The sequence below is a fragment of the Microcystis panniformis FACHB-1757 genome (genome assembly GCF_001264245.1).
In the GTDB taxonomy this organism is placed as follows: domain Bacteria; phylum Cyanobacteriota; class Cyanobacteriia; order Cyanobacteriales; family Microcystaceae; genus Microcystis; species Microcystis panniformis.
In genome coordinates, this window is the sequence record NZ_CP011339.1 from 4814701 (window position 1) to 4832317 (window position 17617).

A 17617-nucleotide genomic window follows, 5' to 3' on the forward strand; every position below is an offset into this window, starting at 1 on the left:
TTTAAAGTTAACTTTAAATTGCAGTTTTAGAATTAGCACTCTTTAAGGACTTCCTACTAAACCAAACAATTTAGCCAAACCGCCTAAAATCGTTACAATTAAAGCAACTAAAATCCCTCGACTGACAAACTCTTGATTCTCTAAGCGCTTTTCCACGCCATCAATTTTTCCCTCTAGACGCTTCTCGACACCATCAATTTTTTCCTCCAGACGCTTCTCGACACCATCAATTTTTTCCTCCAGACGCTTCTCGACACCATCAATTTTTTCCTCCAGACGCTTCTCGACACCATCAATTTTTCCCTCCAGACGCTTAATTTCACCTTTAACTTCACTAAGTTCAATCTTAATATCAGTAACATCTTTTTGAAGATTATCTAACTTTTGATTGATTTGAATTAGAAAATCTTTAAGTTCTACCTCAACAGTAATTGACATAAATTTCCCTCTTAAATAATCCTCAACTAATTAATATTCTGACTAATATTTCCACCACTAATATCTCCTGCAATTCCCTTAAAAGTATCATCTCCCACCATTACTTTAATATCACCACCAACATTAATATTATACTTACCTGCGGCAAATTCTTCAGGTTTTAATTGCTTGAGTAATGCTTCTGCTGTCTTAATAACCTCTGCATCTCTATCAATTTTTGCTTCAAGTAACTCTTCTTTGAGCAGTGTTTTTACCCCCTCTGAATCTGGTTTTTTCTCATGTTTATCGACGATATCACTATCATCTGTTTTCCCTTTTTCTGCAAATTTCTTCTTAATCAACGCTTTTAAACTCTCATAAGCATCCTTAACCGCTGTTCCTGCCGTATCCTTAGCAGCAGCAACCGCACCAGCAGCCAACGCAGCTAGAATTAGAGAAATTGGTTCCATTGCCTGAGACTCCAAATTAGATATTGCTGACTCAATTTTAGATCAAAGCAAAGTATCTGACGCAATTATGGCGCAGGTATTGGGCGCGGATGGCTTGCTGAAAAGCTAATTCATTCAGTTGATTACGCTTCTGGGGACATTGGGAAGACGGGATCGAAGGTTCTTGATAGGGGGCAACTAATTTATTTTCGCTTTTACCAAGGGGTAAAGTTTTAATTCCACACTGGGGAACTACTTCCGGTGCAGAAGCATAGTAAATTCCTCCCGGATTTTGGGAAACTTTTCTGAGAGCGGAAGTTGTACTGTAAATGTACTGAATATTACTCCCAAAATCGGCTTTTTCTAAAACCTGATCGATAAAAAATTCCACGGTTCCCCCATCTTCCTTGCGTCGGGAATAGGGAATAATGGCTAAATTAGGCCCGCCCACTTGCCGCCAATTGCTAATTTTTCCTGTATAAATATCTTTTAACTGGGTAATTGTTAGACCGGAAACTGGTAAATCGGGATGAACTGCGATCGCAATTCCATCGATAGCCACAGGAACCTCTTTTAAAGTCAATCCCCGTTGTTGAGCGCGTTGTATTTCCTCATCTTTGAGCGCTCGAGATGCTTGGGAAAAAGCCAATTGATTCTCGATTAACATCCGAATAGTTACTAATTCTGTACGCAAATATTGCATCTAGAATTAGCTTTGTACGCTTTGACCCGTACTGGGTTAACTACGAACCTCTCTATCGGATTCCCGCTAAAGGCGGCCTCTCCGACTACCTTTCTTCCAATATTTAAGGAACCATTAAGTAGTCATGCAAAATTAATTACCTGCCTGATCGAGCTAAAACCCTTACGGGGCAATGATCGTCATGTGTAAATAATTTTGCCTAGGTACTTAATATCTGCTCCATAGAAATAACCCGACGAGCTTCTGAATAGTCCTCTTTTAATTCTCTTGCCTAAATAGCTTTTTTGCTTTTGAATAGACTCTAAGTCCAAGAAACTACATTTAGAGGTATAGCTTTCATTAGTTGTTTTGACCTCTATTCCTACTAAATTTGCTTTATAGGTAAGTTGTTCGATAAACCTTGAATGAGGAATATTTATGAATGACTGGTTATTTCTATCTCCAATATTAAGGTTTTGTTTCCAGCCTTGATTATGACCAATAACTAAAAGGTTAATTTGATGAGCTAGTAATTTATCAATAATATATTTACTAGCGGTGTGGAGGTAATAATCCACCTTACAATTACGCTTTAAAGTTAAACCTTGTATTCTTTTACTGGTCTTCTGGAGACTGGGTAATTCCGATTTGAGTTTAGCTAGTGTCTTGTTGTACTTTTGATTGCAGGATTTTAAGGCTTTTCCACATACTAAAGTTGGCTGAAATTCGGGAATATTAGAGGTAACAGCAGCTAGGTTATTTAAGCCTAAATCGATAAAAGCATATCTTTCTCCCTCTTGACTTGATGAGGATGGTTGTTCATAGACAATTTCTAAACAATAAGCACCCAATTTAGGAATAATCCTGACCTCTAAGACTTCCTTTAAATTAGTTTTAAATTCTAAATTAGTCCCTGATAGCTTGATTAAACCTTGCTTCAACGCTTTTTTAGAAATGGCTTGATAGTTATAAGTTAAAACGTTTCTACCTTTTTCCTTGTCTTTGTATCTTGGCAACTTAGGCTCTCCTGTAAATTTATCTGGCGATTTTTTGTATTGTTCTTTCGCTTTTTGGTAGGATTTAAAGGTTTTTTCTACTTGCTTTAATACTAACTGACTTACTTTGGCGGGTAAGGCTTGATAATCTGGACTCATTTTTAAGGCATGATGTAACTCATTCATTGTTAAAAATGGTTGATGTGAAAAGAAACCTTGACGGTTTAAATAAACAGCACAATTATACAGATTCTTCGATAAAAATCCTAATTTATCAATTACTGAATAATTTTTGTGATTAAATTTAATTAGATGTTTTTGAACTAATTTCATCATTCTCCTCAAGGCATTTAATTAAACATTCTGTCTTTCTATTTCGTCGTCTTAATGAGTATAATCGAGCGCAAAATGAGTTAATTATGCTCACGAAGTCTTGCATTAAATCGTCTTTTCTTTCTTCTGCTAGATTAACGACCTCTAGATCTCTATTTGTTTGAGTTAAAAGAACTTTCAGATAATTAAACCCTACTCTGCTTAAACGATCTTTATGTTCTACGACAATCAAATTATAATCAGTTTGTTCTAGAAGTTTTAATAATAGCTTTCGATGATCATTGACTCCACTTCCTACTTCTTTAACTACTCGAACAATTTGATAGCCTTTCGCCATACAATAAGCTTCCAATCTTTTTGCCTGAGTCTCTAAGTTAGATTGATTTTCTGAACTAGAAACTCGCGCATAAATAGCTACTTTATTTTCACCGCAAGAACGGTCATCTTCAAAAATAATAATTGTTCCTGTAGGAAGACGTTCTCCTTGTAACTGCCCTCGATTCCACATTCTCCAAGCAGTGTCATAACTGATCCCTTTTTTCTTAGCATAATCTGATAGTTTCATGTGAACTGCAACGTAAACTTGTACTAACCATATTAGCAGTTGTTTGCAGTCATTTGCATATATTTTTTACAAAACTTTACAATACCGCTGCCGGTGCCGGGGGTTCCCGTAGTGGGATCGGTATAGACGAGGCGAAATTTCGGCCAGACTTGCTGGATAATAAAGTCCACTTCCTTGCGAATCGGGGCCCAAGTGGTACTTCCCCCGTAGTTAAATAATCCTTTCGGGACATTTGTAACTGCACCTAAAGTTTCAGAAATTTGATTATTCGAGGAGGAAGAAGAATTAGATCGATCATTGAGATTGGGAAAGGTTTTGTTGAGCAACCACCAAGCAATTCCTCCTAAAAGTGCCGATGTCACCATAACCGTCAACAGCAGCGGAAGAATTTCATTTTTCTGGGACATAAAATCAGGATCACGATTCGGACTACTTTAATGATAATCCCAGCTTTTTTTAATGACCCTAACTTTTACAATTCTTTCGGGTTGTGCCAAGGGTTAAGGATCAACCATAGAGACACGAACAACAGAAAGCAGAGCGCAGAACACCTTCCAACAGCAAAAAACTTGAACAACAAAAACTAGAACAGCAAGGGATGGAGGCAACCCCATCCCCAAACTAGACAATTATGCTATGGGACTTGCGCTTTGATAATATACCTTTTGGGCGAACGCAGTTCGCCCCTACATTGTGGACAAAATCCGTTACTGTAGGGGCGCAAAGCTTGCGCCCTCCGAGCGATTGGGATATTATTCCCACGCAAGTCCCTATTCTTTTTTATACATCACCTCCACCACGGTATGTACGTTACCTCTGGGATGAAAATCCCCCTTAACTTTCATCTGCAAGGGTTCGCAAGCGGCCACCAAATCATCTAAAATTTGGTTAATTGCTTCTTCGTGGGAAATATAACGATCGCGATAACTATTAATATAAAGTTTAATCGCCTTTAATTCCATCACCTTTTGATCGGGAACGTAGCTAAGATAAATAGTGGCAAAATCGGGATAACCGGAAAAGGGACATTTACAGGTATATTCCGGCAGAGTGATCTGAATATCGTAATTTCTGCCGGGACGTGGATTAGGGAAAGTAATTAATGTTCCTTCGGCAATTTCTCTTTCCCCGTACTTAACTTCAATTTTTTCGGAAGACTGAACCATGTTTTTTTCCTAACTAGACACTGTTTTCTATCATAGCTGGAATATTCTCTCAAGAGGTGTTACCGAATCAAGAGATGAATAGTAAGTAGCTGGTTATAATTAAATTAAAAATGGATTTTAGGTTCGATCCCCCCTAGCCCCCCTTGATAAGGGGGGAAGCCGAAGGCGGGGGGATCCCCCTTGATAAGGGGGGTGCCGATCCCCCCTTAGTCCCCCCTTAATAAGGGGGGTGCCGATCCCCCCTTAGTCCCCCTTGATAAGGGGGGGATCTGACAACTTTTAACGCCTACCTACTTAACTCCTGCATCCTCTTGACAAATTAGCTTAGTCCAGGAATGCCGAGAAGACAGTTGAGACTGAAAATCAGCCAAGCCCAATTTTCAGGTAAAAAATGCTCTATGATTAACCCTAAAGATACTGTAAAACTGGTTTCATGCTCTCCGAGATTAAAAACATAGCCGAGAGTCTCGCACCCCGATTAGTGGAGATTCGCCGCCACATTCATGCGAATCCAGAGTTAAGTGGGCAAGAATATCAAACGGCCGCCTATATTGCCGGAGTTTTGTCTTCCTGTGGTCTATCGGTGCAGGAAGCGGTGGGAAAAACGGGAGTTAAGGGAGAATTGGCGGGAAAAGGCAGTGATCGAAGGATTTTAGCTATCCGCGCCGATATGGATGCCCTACCGATCCAAGAAAGAACCGATTTAGACTTTGCTTCCCGCAAACCCGGGATTATGCACGCCTGCGGTCACGATGTTCATGCTACCGTCGGTTTAGGGGTGGCGATGGTGCTTTCCCGTCTCTCGGAACCCTTGGGGGGAAAAATACGCTTTCTCTTTCAACCAGCAGAGGAAATCGCCCAGGGGGCCAATTGGATGATCCGGGAGGGGGTGATGCGGGATGTCAGCGCCGTTTTGGGGCTGCACGTTTTCCCCTCGATTCCGGCCCGATCGATCGGAGTTCGTTACGGGGCCTTAACTGCAGCTGCCGACGATCTGGAGATTTTTATTCAAGGGGAATCCGGCCACGGGGCCCGGCCCCACGAGGCGATCGATGCTATCTGGATCGCTTCGCAAGTAATCACCACTTTACAACAGGCAATTAGTCGGACTCAAAACCCTTTGCGTCCCATTGTCCTCACCATCGGGCAGATTAGCGGTGGTCGCGCCCCCAATGTCATCGCCGATCAGGTACGCATGGCGGGAACCGTGCGATCGCTACACCCAGAAACCCACGCCCATCTCCCGGAATGGATCGAGAGTTTGGTCACGAATGTCTGTAGCACATATAACGCTAAATGTCAAGTAAAATATCGCCGGGGCGTGCCATCGGTGCAAAATGACCAATTTTTAACCCGGTTAGTCGAAGAAGCTGGTTTAGAAGCTTGGGGAAGGGATCGGGTTTTAATTCTCTCGGAACCCTCCATGGGGGCCGAGGATTTTTCCCTTTATTTGCAACAGGCCCCGGGGACAATGTTCCGTCTGGGAGTGGGTTCTACTAACCTCCTCAATCCCCCCCTTCACCATCCGGAATTTTTAGTGGATGAGTCGGCAATTCTGACGGGAGTGATTACTTTAGCCTACGCGGCCTATAAATATTGGCAAAGAGAAGATTAAACCAGTTTTTAACCGTAATTTTATGGAAATTTGGGAAGATTTAGCCATTATAGCTTGGACAGAATTGCTGCTGGATAGTTATGAACAGTTAATCGGGCGATCGCTTTTACCCTGGATCGGTACTGGCAAAGAACAGAGTAAAATGCTCTTTTATGCCCCTTTTGTGCTAGTTTCCCACGGTACACAAACTAATCCGATCTTCAATTATGGTAATCGCTGCGCCCTCGATCTCTGGGGTTTAACTTGGCCAGAATTATTAGCAACTCCCTCGCGAGCGACGGTACAGGGGGAGGAAACCGCCCAAGAACGCCAAAAAATGCTAGATTTAGTCAAAAAACAAGGCTATATCAACGATTATCACGGGGTAAGGATCACGAAAAACGGTCAACTATTTCGCATCGAAAAAGCGATCGTTTGGAATATCATCGATCGTGATGGCATTTACTGCGGACAGGCTGCCACCTTTGCCGATTGGATTTTTCTCTGATTTATCGCCCCAATATGACCAACTCAGACCGAATTATTGTTCCTCTCGATGTGCCGGATTTAGAATCAGCGATCGCACTGCTTGATCTGTTGCCGGAAGTCAATTTTTGGAAAGTGGGACTAGAATTATTTGTCAGTAGCGGTGCAGAAATTCTAGGGATTCTGCAAGAAAGACAAAAAAAGAGCTTTCTCGATCTAAAATTTCATGATATTCCCAATACGGTCGCTGGGGCCTGTCGTTCCGCCAGTCGCTATCGAGTGGATTTACTTACCCTCCACGCAACAGCCGGACGGCAAGCAATGACGGCAGCTAAGGCGGCAATCTCTGACCTGCTATCGCCGCCAAAACTTCTCGCTATCACCGTTTTAACCAGCCTTAACGCCCGCGAATTAGCCCTCGACCTCAAAATTCCCCTAGAACTATCGGAATATGCCTTAAATCTGGCATTATTGGCCAAGGAATCAGGAATTGATGGGGCGGTTTGTTCTCCCCAAGAAGTGGCGCAATTGCGGCGCGTCTGTGGAGAGGATTTTCTCTTAGTTTGCCCCGGAGTTCGTCCCTCCTGGTCAAGCAAAGGGGATCAAAGTCGGGTGATGACTCCGGCCCAAGCGCTTAAAGCTGGGGCTGATTATCTAGTAATTGGACGACCGATCACTGGTGCCGAGGAGCCAAAGGTAGCATGGGCAAAAATTTGTCAAGAATTAGCCGACATTTAGCTGTATTGCTGGTTATGTTCGGGATTAACTTGCCAGCAGTTAGTCGTCCTCTTTCTAGCTGTCCGGAGGATTTAAATCTTTTAGTCGATCGCCTCTTGTCAGATTTACCCAGTTATGCTAATCGAGTTATTAGCCGCTCCCAAATCGACCAAAAATTATCTACACCGGTTTTTGTGATTATTGCCGGTCGTCCTGAATTTGCACCCCTACCTTTAACTGCCAGTCAATATTCTGGTCAAATTGCCGATGACACTCAACAGGTTTTTTTTACGACTTTAGAGCGTCAGTATAGCAAAAATCGCTCTGTCAGCCTCCAGAATTATCACTGGTTATTTTTAACTAAAACTGGGGAAGGATGGCGATTAGTGACGGTTTACAGTCAATTAGCTGCCCTTGAACCCGCTCAAGTCCCCTTACCTCCCCTAGAAACCAGTCAAGGCACCATCGGCCAAGCGGTGCGTCTCTGGCTGCGGGACTGCGAAGCGGCTGCATTGCGCTAAATTCGCTCGGCCAACACGAAGCGATCGAAACCTGCTAGGTCGTTAATAATCTGAATTTGTCGATAATTGCCCTGATTTTCCAGCATTTGCGCTACTTTTTCCCCTTGACCGGCTCTCATTTCCACTAGCCAAAGGCCTCCCGATCGCAGATAATCGGGAGCAGTGGCCACTAGATAACGCAGCGCGGTCAATCCGTCTTCACCTCCATCGAGGGCCAAACGGGGTTCATGTTCCCGCACTTCAATTTGTAAGTCGAGGATTTCTGCACTGGGAATATAGGGAGGATTGGACAGCATACCCCTAATCTGTCCTTTCCACTTCTCTAGGGGGATCCACCAAGAACCCTGTTTTAAGATAATTCTGTCGGCAAAACCGGTATTGATGATATTTTCTTTGGCGATCGCTAAAGCCGTTTGACTGTAATCGATAGCATATATTTCTGCTTTTGTCAAGATACTGGCTAAACCAATAGCGATCGCACCGCTACCGGTTCCCAGATCTACCCAGATTCCCCCGTCGTCTCCTCTGACGGTTTCTCCAACAATATCGATTAATAACTCGGTTTCGGGACGAGGAATTAAGACCCCCGGGGAGACTTTCAGGGTAAAATTACGCCAGACCACCGATTCGAGCAAATACTGTAAGGGAACCCTTGCTTGCAGGCGTTTTTGCCAGCGTTTAGTAATTTCCGACCAGGAATAACTCAAGGGGATTTTTTCTCGTTCGCGAAAGGATTGTAAGCGCAGGGAAAGAGTATCTAAATCTGTCACTGCTTGCAGAAAAATATCCACTTCCTTGGCCGATATTTGCGCTTGCGCTAAATCAGCGATCGCCTGTTGGCGCCATTGACTTAATTCTTGACCGGAAATACTAGCACTCACAAGGCTTAACGATTGGGGGCGGGGCGATTATTGGTATTATTATTAGGGCGTGGCTGATTTGCCGGGGGTTGGTTGGGAGCATTTTGGTTAATATTTGCTCGGATAAAATTAAGCATTTCTTGGCTAGGAAAGAGGATAATTTTAGTAAAAAATTCATCGTTGCTTTGTTGTAGGCTGGCGATGACAGTTTCTAGGGGAACAACATCAATTTTTACCGTGGCCGCTTCTGCGGGATTATCTTTTTTGTATTGTTCTACCATTTGCAAAGCGGTGGCTTTTTCAAAGAATAAAGGAATAACATCCTGATTATCGGGCCTGATCATCAGAAAACTACCCTCTTTTCTCGCTTTCAGCACAAATAAAGGTACACCACCTTGATACTGTTGACCTCTTTCACTGAGCAGTTTTTTCGCCGATTCTACTTCCGACTCTTTGGGAACAAAATAGATCATTAAACGATTTTGTTCGGTTTGACTGGCTTGCATTTTATAGACATCTGCCAAGGAAAAAGGCTGAACTTTACCTTTACTAGCTACTTCAGGATTCTCTTTTTTCAGTCGTTCAAAAAAGTTCTGTGCGTCCTGCTGACTGATAAAAACTGGCGTGAATTTCTGTTCTTTTTCTACGACAATTAGGGGACCTCCTTGATCATCGGCAATAGCGAAGACAGGTACAGACTGCAAGGTTTTGACGATTTGTTCTTCCGGTAAAGCGAGTGCTTTAGAGTAGCTGCCCAGCAGCGAAGTCAACATTGTCGTTCCTACTAAACCAAGGGTTGCCGTCCAACGAATGAGAGATTTCATCAAAATAATTACCTCGTTATTACTATTAACCAATATTTGCCGTTAATCTGAACTATATAGTCTATTTGACTCCTGCGATCAGGAGTTTTTTGATGAATAACAAGCCCCGAAAGTTCCCTTTATTGGCTTGCTTCTGAACCATCATAGCTAAAAAGCTCCATATTTGGTGAGATGTGGTCGCAGCGGCGGCCAGGAAATAGGGGCAATTTATGGGCTGATCTGGGGAATAATAGGGATTAATTGGATTTTTTAAGCTATATTTTCAAAAAAATCGCTTTAGCTACGGTTTAAGCTTCCTTTTGCCTTAATAAGCACCAACTTGAGATCAAAAGGCATCCTCTTGTCTGAATCAGTTAGTCAACCGGCCACCTCTTGATCTTGGCACTGCTAATGACTTTCTGAGAAATCGCGCGGATGGGCGATCGCTAACCGCAGCCATTGATAGGAAACTAGATTTAAAATCAGTCCGATGATCAATAAAATTGCCATGAGAGCGATTTGATACCAGGCGATCGGTCTGACCAGAAGATCGGCGATCAGATGGGCTAAATTCAAGACAGAATAGAGAATTGTCAGCCAGAAATGGGCCTTTCTCAAGGAGCGACTTTCGCTAAAATTGACCCCGATAATCGCTAACATTGGCAGCAAAAAAAAGAGCAACATTCCCCAGAAAATCGGATCGAGATTGCTGGTTTGATGACTCTCGACGATCGATTGACCATGGAAAAGCGGCATTAAACCCAGTTGGGTGTGAAATAGAGTTCCCAAGAGGAATGTTGTCCAGAGAGCGGCAATTTTTTCGGGATATTTCGCTGTTTTCACGGTAATTATCCTCTTAATCGGTTAGTATAAAAGGTCGGGCTAGGTGAGAAAGTATTCTTAAATTTTTCCTAGTCACTTATCTAAGTAGGTAGGCGTTAAAAATTATCAGATGCCCCCCTTATCAAGGGGGGATTAAGGGGGATCGGCACCCCCCTTATCAAGGGGGGATTAAGGGGGGATCGGCACCCCCCTTATCAAGGGGGATTAAGGGGGGATCGGCACCCCCCTTATCAAGGGGGATTAAGGGGGGATCCCCCCTTATCAAGCAGGGGGGATCGAACCTAAAATCCATTTTTAATTTAATTATAACTAGCTACTTATACATTCTAAAAAAAGTTTCTGTATTTAAAATTACTTTTTACAAAAAAACACAAAATAAGACCTCTTATAAAAATCAAAAATTTTTGTTATGGTCAGGAGTCAGGAGATAGGAGATAGGAGATAGGAGTCAGGAGACGGGAGACGGGAGATTATTTTTATTTATTCTCCCCACACCCCACACCCCACACCCTCTTTCAAGTCAGGAGCCAGTAGTCAGGAGAATTAGGAATGAATAATAAATAATCAATTAAATGCCCTATTTAGGGATTTGGCTCTTCTGGTTTCTGTGTGGAAACGAGGTCTATACTGATGGTTTCTTCGTCAAAATAGCCCTAAAAGTCTTGCCCGATAAGCATTTCACAATTCCATAAGCAAAAATTATCACACAAAGTCGAGAAGAGCCGGGATTTTATGCAGTTTTATGTCTATTTTTGTCATTTTTGAACTCTCAAAAATTAATTAGGCAAGAAGTCTATGTGGTAAATTTGGCCAATTCTCAATCTAAAAATGTTATGACCACAACCACTTGCGAGAGTAACTCGATCTATCCCGTGCGTTGGCAAGATAATAAAGTCTGGCTGATCGATCAAACCCGTTTACCCATGGAGTATGGGGAAGTTGAGATCACCAGCAGTGAAGCCATGGCCCGGGCGATCGAAACGATGATTGTCCGCGGCGCTCCGGCGATCGGGGTGGCGGCTGCCTATGGTATGGTTTTAGGAGCGCAGGAAATTAAAACCGACCAGAAAGAGGAATTTCTGGCTGATTTAACTAGAATAGCCGATCGATTAGCCCAAACCCGGCCGACGGCGGTGAATTTATTCTGGGCGATCGAGCGAATGTTAAAAGTGGCCAGGGAAAGTGGCCCAGAAGTGGCAGTAATTACCAAAAATCTCCTTGAAACTGCCCAAAATATCCAAAAAGAAGACGTGGAAACCTGTCGGGCGATCGGTCACCATGGTTTATTGGCGCTGCCGGAGCAACCGGAAAAACTGACAATTTTAACCCACTGTAATACTGGTTCCCTAGCCACGGCCGGTTATGGTACTGCTTTAGGGGTAATTCGTTCCGCTTGGACAGCAGGGAGATTAATACAAGTGTATGCAGACGAAACCCGGCCGCGGCTGCAAGGGGCAAAATTAACCGCCTGGGAATGTCTGCGGGAGGGAATTCCCGTCACCGTGATCACCGATAGCATGGCGGCCCACTGTATGCAGCAAAAACTGATCGATGCGGTGATCGTTGGGGCCGATCGCATTGCGGCCAATGGGGACACGGCTAACAAAATCGGCACCTATTCCCTTGCGGTGGTGGCAAAAGCTCATCATCTGCCTTTTTATGTGGCCGCGCCGCTATCGACGGTGGATTTTTCCCTTAAGGATGGTACGGGGATACCGATCGAACAGCGCGATCGTGCCGAAATTTATCAGGTGGGGACAACTACCCTTTGCCCTAGAGATGTTAACTTTTATAACCCCGCTTTCGATGTTACTCCCGCCGCTTTAATTACCGCTATCATTACCGAAAAAGGAGCGGTAACACCGGCTGAATTAATTTTTTTACAGGATTCCTAGAGGGTAAGCTTTTTCCCTACTGACACCATTTTTATTTGTTTATATCCATTGGCACAGTGGGGAAAAATTCCGCCTCAATCCCATTGGAGGTGACGGCCAAGGGCGAAAAATAGACAAAAACTACCTCTATCCATAAACTAAAGGACTAGAGTAATTTTGAGAAACTATCTAGTTATCAATAGAATAGTTTGAATTAATGATTGATTACTTAAATCAAGAAACCATAAATTATTTATTAGTTTTAGATTATTTTTTTGTTAATATAGGCTAAAAAATTAATGGCTCTTCTAGGTTCTGTGTGATAAGTTTAATTGACATAGGATCGATCGATCTTTGTGTCCTTTGTGTCTTTGTGGTTCGTTCCACCCCCTCGCTAGGAGAAATGTATCTTAGAATACATTTTACCCACCAAAGCTGGGAGAGCCAATTAATTAAACCAGAGCTTGGTTCTATTCTAGGAAAATCCAAGCAGCTCAAAGATGTATTCTTCTTAAAATTATCTTGGCTCTTCTCGACTTTGTGTAATAATTTTTGCCGATGAAATTCTGAAATGTTTACTGGGAAAGACTTTTAGGGCTATTTTTGTGAATAAATAAACTATCATTATAGGCCTCGTTTCCACACAGAAACCAGAAAAGCCAAATCCTTGCATAATCGAGATTTGTATGATATTATGAATAAATAATTAAAACAGAAAATTCTGGTTAATTTGGGTAGATTTGAGTATATTTTAGGGGAGGCTAAGTATATTTGCCATCTCTGCTTTTAGTAAGTATCAATAAAATCAACCGGAAAAAGGGGATTGCCGAATGAAGAATAAGAAAGCGGAATTCAGAGAAGGAGGAAGGGAGTGAAGTCAATGTTAAGGAGCGGCTCTAATAATCGAAAAGCCAAAATTATCAAATCATCACTTACTTCGGCGAAACTGGTCAAAAAATATGGATAAAGTCCGGGTTATCGTTGTAGAAGATCACGATTTAACCCGCATGGGCTTAGTGGTGGCTCTCCAGCATCGGGAAGGTATTCAAGTGGTAGGGGAAGCGATCAGTGGATTACAGGGACTGAAACTGCTAGAGGAGACTAAACCCGATGTAGCGATCATCGATATAGGTTTGCCTATGATCGATGGGATCGAGTTAGTGCGACGCTTCCAACAAAATCGGGGCGAAGACCCCCTGGCCACGAAAATCCTCATGCTAACCATGCACAAAACCCAAGAACAGGTTTTAGCGGCTTTTAGTGCTGGGGCTGATTCCTACTGTATGAAGGATATTAGCATTGATAAGTTAATCGAGGCGATTGATTCCACCCACGAAGGCAATCATTGGCTTGACCCTGCGATCGCCAATATTGTTCTGCAACAAGTGCGCCAAAATGTTCCCGTCGGTGGGGCTGCCGGGGCGAAAACAGTGGCAATTCACGGCGTTGACCGGGAATGTCGTCAATTATTGGAAAATGCGCCCCTAACGGAACGAGAGCTAGAAATTCTAGCTCTGATTGTCGCGGGTTGTAGTAATGCTAAGATTGCCGGCCGACTCTATATCACCATCGGCACGGTGAAAACCCATGTCCGCAATATCTTAAATAAACTCTCGGTCGATGATCGCACTCAAGCGGCAGTGCTGGCCCTGCGATCGGGATTAGTGGGTTAAAAAACCAGCATCCTACCTCGGTAGGATGCTGACTCAGTCAAAACTAGAAACTAGACTGACGCTGCCACTTTTGCTTCAGCGGCCATTAGTTTTTCGTAGGTTTCACGCATTTTGAGACCGACTAACACCTGGAATAAACCCGTACCATTGGTAGAACCGGGATAATCCTTGTGTTTGAGCAGTAATTCGGTCATTTCACCGTAGTATTTAGTGCCGGTTTTGCTCAAATGGCTTTCGATGTAGATCATTTCTTCCAGGTTATCGAATTGACCATCTAGTTCCAGAATCGACACTTCATTTCCCAAGAAGCCATCCGGACCATAGTAGAGTTTAATACCGGGATAAGTGCAGGTCAATTTACGACCACAGGGCCGCCAATCGATGGTGGAACCTTCATCAAACAGATACGCAGGTTCAAAGTTTTCTACCCCTTCTTTCTGGATTAAACGGACCCGCAGTAATTTACTTTCGTGATCTTCAAGTAATTTGGTGGGCAGCACTTGAATCACCACGTCAGCGTACTGTCTTTGGGGGTCGATATAGGCACTGAAATCTGGTTTTCTAGAATTAATGGCCGCCATCACATCATCATAGGTGTGACCGCGCTCGGCCATATCCCGTTGAATTTTCCAGTTAACTTTGACTTCATCGCTAATATCGAGATAAACGCTGAAATCTAATAGGGACCGGACTCGTTCATCATATAGGGGGTGTAGTCCCTCGATCACGATTACCTTATTCGGTTCGATGATTTCGGGGGGATCGATCATCCCCGTTTCATGATTATAAATAGGTTTATTAATGGCTTGACCTCCCTTAAGAGCTTTAATCTGCTCATACATCAGGTCAAAGTTATTCGCTTTCGGATTGAGTGCGGTGACACCCACCTCTTTTCTCTGTTTGCGATCGAGGCAATGGTAGTCATCTAAACAGATCACTGTCATAAACTCGGCCCCGAATAAATCGGTCAAACGACGTAAAAAAGTAGATTTCCCACAGCCGGAGTCCCCAGCTACACCGATTAGAACCACGCGCTCTGGCTTATTGGCCATAGTTTCCCTCTAAATACACGACTAATTGTTAACCCATAGTAGTAATTAAACCAGACTCTGGATCCAGCAGCACCCCGCCGCCACAAATTTCTGCTGCTGACAGGTTCGGCAAGAGTCTCACGCTAGATTGAGTAGGTATTTGATCCTAGATTCTCTGTTCAGATCATACCGGAATCAGTGACCAAAATCAGTTATCAGTAATCAGTTATCAGTAAACAGTGATCAGTGAAAGGACAGCACTGTTAATGCTATTTCATCCTCCTCACTTAATACCCCTGACTAAAAACCCAGAGCTGATAACTGGTAACTGATCACTGATCACTGATTACTGACAGGCTGTGGTGGATGTGGAGAAATTTAGTCATTTCCTCCACTGCTAGAGGGCCACTGATGCGATTGCCTTGCATTCTCTCGCAACCTAATTCTTGCAGGATTTCTAATTGTTGTTGGGTTTCTACTCCCTTGGCGATCACTATTAAGTTAAAACTTTTCGCTATCGCCAACAATGACGAGATAAAACGGGTATCTTGGGGATTATTACTCAGGTTTTTCGTTAAAGATTGCTCTATTTTCAGTTTTTTCACGGGAAATTGACCGAGATAGGCGATCGACGCGTAACCGCTGCCAAAATCATCAAGGGTAATACCAATACCCAATTCCTGCAAATCCCCAAGAATTCGACCAGTTTCGCTGCTATTTTCTAGTAAACTTGTTTCGGTTATTTCCATCTCCAGAAAGAAAGTCCCGATTTTGGTTTCAGTCAAGACTTCTTTGAGGATGGTGAGCAACTGGGGATCCCGCAATTGGTGCGGGGACAGATTGATCGAGATGGGAGTGTATAATAATCCTCGCTGCTGCCATATTTGTGCTTGTTGACAGGCATTTTTCAGCACCCAACGATTAAGCTCAAGGATTAACTCGCTTTCTTGGATTAAGGGTAAGAAACGATTAGGAGCGATTAATCCGAATTGAGGGTGTAACCAGCGCAATAATACCTCTAACCCTTCCACTTGTCCCTGAGTCATATTAACTTGCGGTTGATAGTAAAGAGCTAATTCATTATTTCTGATTGCCTGATAGAGAAAATATTCAACTTTAGAACTACGAGTATTTTTAGGGTGAACATTAACTGACTCTATCCTGGAGTTATTATTGATATTATTCTTGACCGCTACTAAATTTTCCTCCAGTTTCTGTAAAATTATTTTTCTGTCTGTGCCGACGGGGGGACAGATAACTGAACCTAAATTTAATCGCACGGCTAGGGAGTGATTTTCGATTTCGTAATTATTTTCTAGGGTTTTAATAATTCTTTGACTAACTTTTTCCAGATCATTAGCATTATTAATTTGTGGCAGCAGGATAATAAATTCGTCCCCTCCCCAACGAGCGACTATATCCCCCGATCTCAAATTTTTTCTTAACCGTTCACTGACGATTTTTAAGAGCTTATCTCCCAGTCGATAACCTAGTCGATTATTGACATTTCTTAGCCGCTCTACATCCACTAATAACAGACCGAGCAGTTGATTACTTTTCTGGGCATTATTAATAGCATTTGACAGATATTCATTAAAGAGAGAACGGTTAGGCAAATTCGTGAGAGGATCTAGGAAAGATTCCTCTTGAGTCCTGTTATCAAAACTAATGGTCTGGGATGGGGAATGATGGAGAATTAGGGTACTTTTCGTGTGGAAGTTATCCCGGCTATAATTTGCTTCATTTTCCGTCAGATCCACTCGTACCTGTCCTGAACTTTTAACTGGTGCTTGCTCTATTTTTTCTTGACTGGCTATTAAATGAAAACTGGCATTTATATCACAGCCAAAGTTAATTAAATCACCATCTTTTAATTCATGAACCAAGCATTTAGATCCATTGACATAAATACCATTATGACTTTTATTCCCCTCTAAATCACCATCAAGAATCCAATAGGAAAAATTTTGGCGATCAATACTCTTTTTAATTAAAGTCGCATGATAACGAGACGCGTATTTGGAGCGAAGAACAATTTGATTATCGGACTTACGGCCGAGAGAATATTTCATGTCTTCTAGGGTAATTGTTCTTCTCCCTTGAGGATCTTCCACAATGAGGAGATAACGGGAATTGGATGAACCATTAATCATTTTTTCGGTACCTCGACAAAATATAAGTTAATATGCTCCCTCAAAAAGTCATGGCTTATTCGTCTTTGACTTAATTTATTTTCTCAATAAAGTGTTGGGTGTGATTCGGAACAGTTCCTTAACGGCAATTGCGTCACATCTTCTGGTTTCAAGGCCTGAGTAACCCAAAATCTTTGTACCTGTTCAAATTCTGTACTAGGCCGATTATAGTCGATAACATGGCTAAATGCTCGGTTTTTGATGGTAAAGATTGGATAAAGGTTCGATCTTCAAGCTGTCGAGGGGATATTTATAAATATAACTTAAGAAGGAATAGTCAGCATCAAAATTATCTCAAACTAACTGTACCCCTAATTCCTTGGCTTAAAGCTGACCCCGCTTTTAGGGGGTCTTAACGAGTAATTTAGATAGTCAACAGCTTACCGACAATCAGCAATTATCAGTCATCCTTAAAC

General features: G+C 42.6%; 16 protein-coding genes and 2 pseudogenes. 6 read left to right on the forward strand and 12 right to left on the reverse strand.

Annotated features, from left to right (window positions below; translation table 11 throughout):
* Window positions 1–42: 42 nt before the first annotated feature.
* The 7 genes and pseudogenes from VL20_RS22765 to queF form a co-directional block, all read right to left on the reverse strand.
* A complete protein-coding gene (locus tag VL20_RS22765; RefSeq protein ID WP_052277903.1) occupies window positions 43–438 on the reverse strand; it encodes a DUF4164 family protein in 396 nt (131 codons plus the stop codon).
* 26 nt (window positions 439–464) lie between these two features.
* Window positions 465–887: a hypothetical protein gene (locus tag VL20_RS22770; RefSeq protein WP_052277904.1), complete on the reverse strand. Its 423-nt coding sequence runs from the start codon at window positions 885–887 to the stop codon at window positions 465–467.
* 94 nt (window positions 888–981) lie between these two features.
* Window positions 982–1539 (reverse strand): annotated as a pseudogene (locus VL20_RS22775) (substrate-binding domain-containing protein); the annotation flags it as partial.
* 5 nt (window positions 1540–1544) lie between these two features.
* Window positions 1545–2876 (reverse strand): annotated as a pseudogene (locus tag VL20_RS22780) (RNA-guided endonuclease InsQ/TnpB family protein).
* Complete coding sequence (locus VL20_RS22785) at window positions 2848–3441, reverse strand: IS607 family transposase (RefSeq protein WP_052277905.1); 594 nt, start codon at window positions 3439–3441, stop codon at window positions 2848–2850. The pseudogene VL20_RS22780 and the gene VL20_RS22785 overlap by 29 nt, the downstream one beginning before the upstream one ends.
* A gap of 32 nt (window positions 3442–3473) precedes the next feature.
* Window positions 3474–3848: a hypothetical protein gene (locus VL20_RS22790; RefSeq protein ID WP_052277906.1), complete on the reverse strand. Its 375-nt coding sequence runs from the start codon at window positions 3846–3848 to the stop codon at window positions 3474–3476.
* A 363-nt stretch (window positions 3849–4211) separates the two neighbouring features.
* Entirely contained in the window at window positions 4212–4607 is a 396-nt protein-coding gene (gene queF, locus VL20_RS22795; RefSeq protein WP_002740916.1) for a preQ(1) synthase, read from the reverse strand.
* 433 nt (window positions 4608–5040) lie between these two features.
* Between queF and VL20_RS22800 the strand changes: the two genes are divergently transcribed.
* From VL20_RS22800 to VL20_RS22815, 4 genes are read left to right on the forward strand one after another with little or no spacing between them, the layout of a single operon-like run.
* Window positions 5041–6222 (forward strand): M20 family metallopeptidase, encoded by a 1182-nt coding sequence (locus VL20_RS22800; RefSeq protein WP_052277907.1) that lies wholly within the window; start codon window positions 5041–5043, stop codon window positions 6220–6222.
* A 22-nt stretch (window positions 6223–6244) separates the two neighbouring features.
* Window positions 6245–6709: an MEKHLA domain-containing protein gene (locus VL20_RS22805; RefSeq protein WP_052277908.1), complete on the forward strand. Its 465-nt coding sequence runs from the start codon at window positions 6245–6247 to the stop codon at window positions 6707–6709.
* Between the two features lie 14 nt (window positions 6710–6723).
* Window positions 6724–7425 (forward strand): orotidine-5'-phosphate decarboxylase, encoded by a 702-nt coding sequence (pyrF, locus tag VL20_RS22810; RefSeq protein WP_052278555.1) that lies wholly within the window; start codon window positions 6724–6726, stop codon window positions 7423–7425.
* Window positions 7389–7925 carry a hypothetical protein gene (locus tag VL20_RS22815; protein ID WP_052277909.1) on the forward strand — a complete coding sequence of 179 codons (537 nt, stop codon included), beginning with the start codon at window positions 7389–7391 and terminating at the stop codon, window positions 7923–7925. The genes pyrF and VL20_RS22815 overlap by 37 nt, the downstream gene beginning before the upstream one ends.
* On the opposite strand, the gene prmC is transcribed toward VL20_RS22815, so the two are convergent.
* The 3 genes from prmC to VL20_RS22830 all read right to left on the reverse strand — a co-directional run bounded on the left by prmC (window position 7922) and on the right by VL20_RS22830 (window position 10431).
* A complete protein-coding gene (gene prmC, locus VL20_RS22820; protein ID WP_052277910.1) occupies window positions 7922–8806 on the reverse strand; it encodes a peptide chain release factor N(5)-glutamine methyltransferase in 885 nt (294 codons plus the stop codon). The two genes, VL20_RS22815 and prmC, sit on opposite strands and share 4 nt — an antisense overlap.
* 5 nt (window positions 8807–8811) lie before the next feature.
* A complete protein-coding gene (locus tag VL20_RS22825) occupies window positions 8812–9609 on the reverse strand; it encodes a Tic22 family protein (protein ID WP_052277911.1) in 798 nt (265 codons plus the stop codon).
* 387 nt (window positions 9610–9996) lie between these two features.
* A complete protein-coding gene (locus VL20_RS22830; protein ID WP_052277912.1) occupies window positions 9997–10431 on the reverse strand; it encodes a hypothetical protein in 435 nt (144 codons plus the stop codon).
* Window positions 10432–11264: 833 nt separating this feature from the next.
* Here VL20_RS22830 and mtnA point away from each other — a divergent pair.
* Together mtnA and VL20_RS22840 are read left to right on the forward strand one after the other, a co-directional pair.
* On the forward strand, window positions 11265–12326 hold the full coding sequence (mtnA, locus tag VL20_RS22835; RefSeq protein ID WP_052278556.1) for an S-methyl-5-thioribose-1-phosphate isomerase: 1062 nt from the start codon (window positions 11265–11267) through the stop codon (window positions 12324–12326).
* A 938-nt stretch (window positions 12327–13264) separates the two neighbouring features.
* Complete coding sequence (locus tag VL20_RS22840; protein WP_052277913.1) at window positions 13265–13978, forward strand: response regulator; 714 nt, start codon at window positions 13265–13267, stop codon at window positions 13976–13978.
* Window positions 13979–14028: 50 nt separating this feature from the next.
* Here the strand turns inward: VL20_RS22840 and VL20_RS22845 are convergent, their stop codons facing one another.
* Both VL20_RS22845 and VL20_RS22850 read right to left on the reverse strand, forming a co-directional pair.
* On the reverse strand, window positions 14029–15030 hold the full coding sequence (locus tag VL20_RS22845) for a phosphoribulokinase (protein WP_002740086.1): 1002 nt from the start codon (window positions 15028–15030) through the stop codon (window positions 14029–14031).
* 311 nt (window positions 15031–15341) lie between these two features.
* Window positions 15342–17162 (reverse strand): EAL domain-containing protein, encoded by a 1821-nt coding sequence (locus VL20_RS22850; RefSeq protein ID WP_052277914.1) that lies wholly within the window; start codon window positions 17160–17162, stop codon window positions 15342–15344.
* Window positions 17163–17617: the final 455 nt, after the last annotated feature.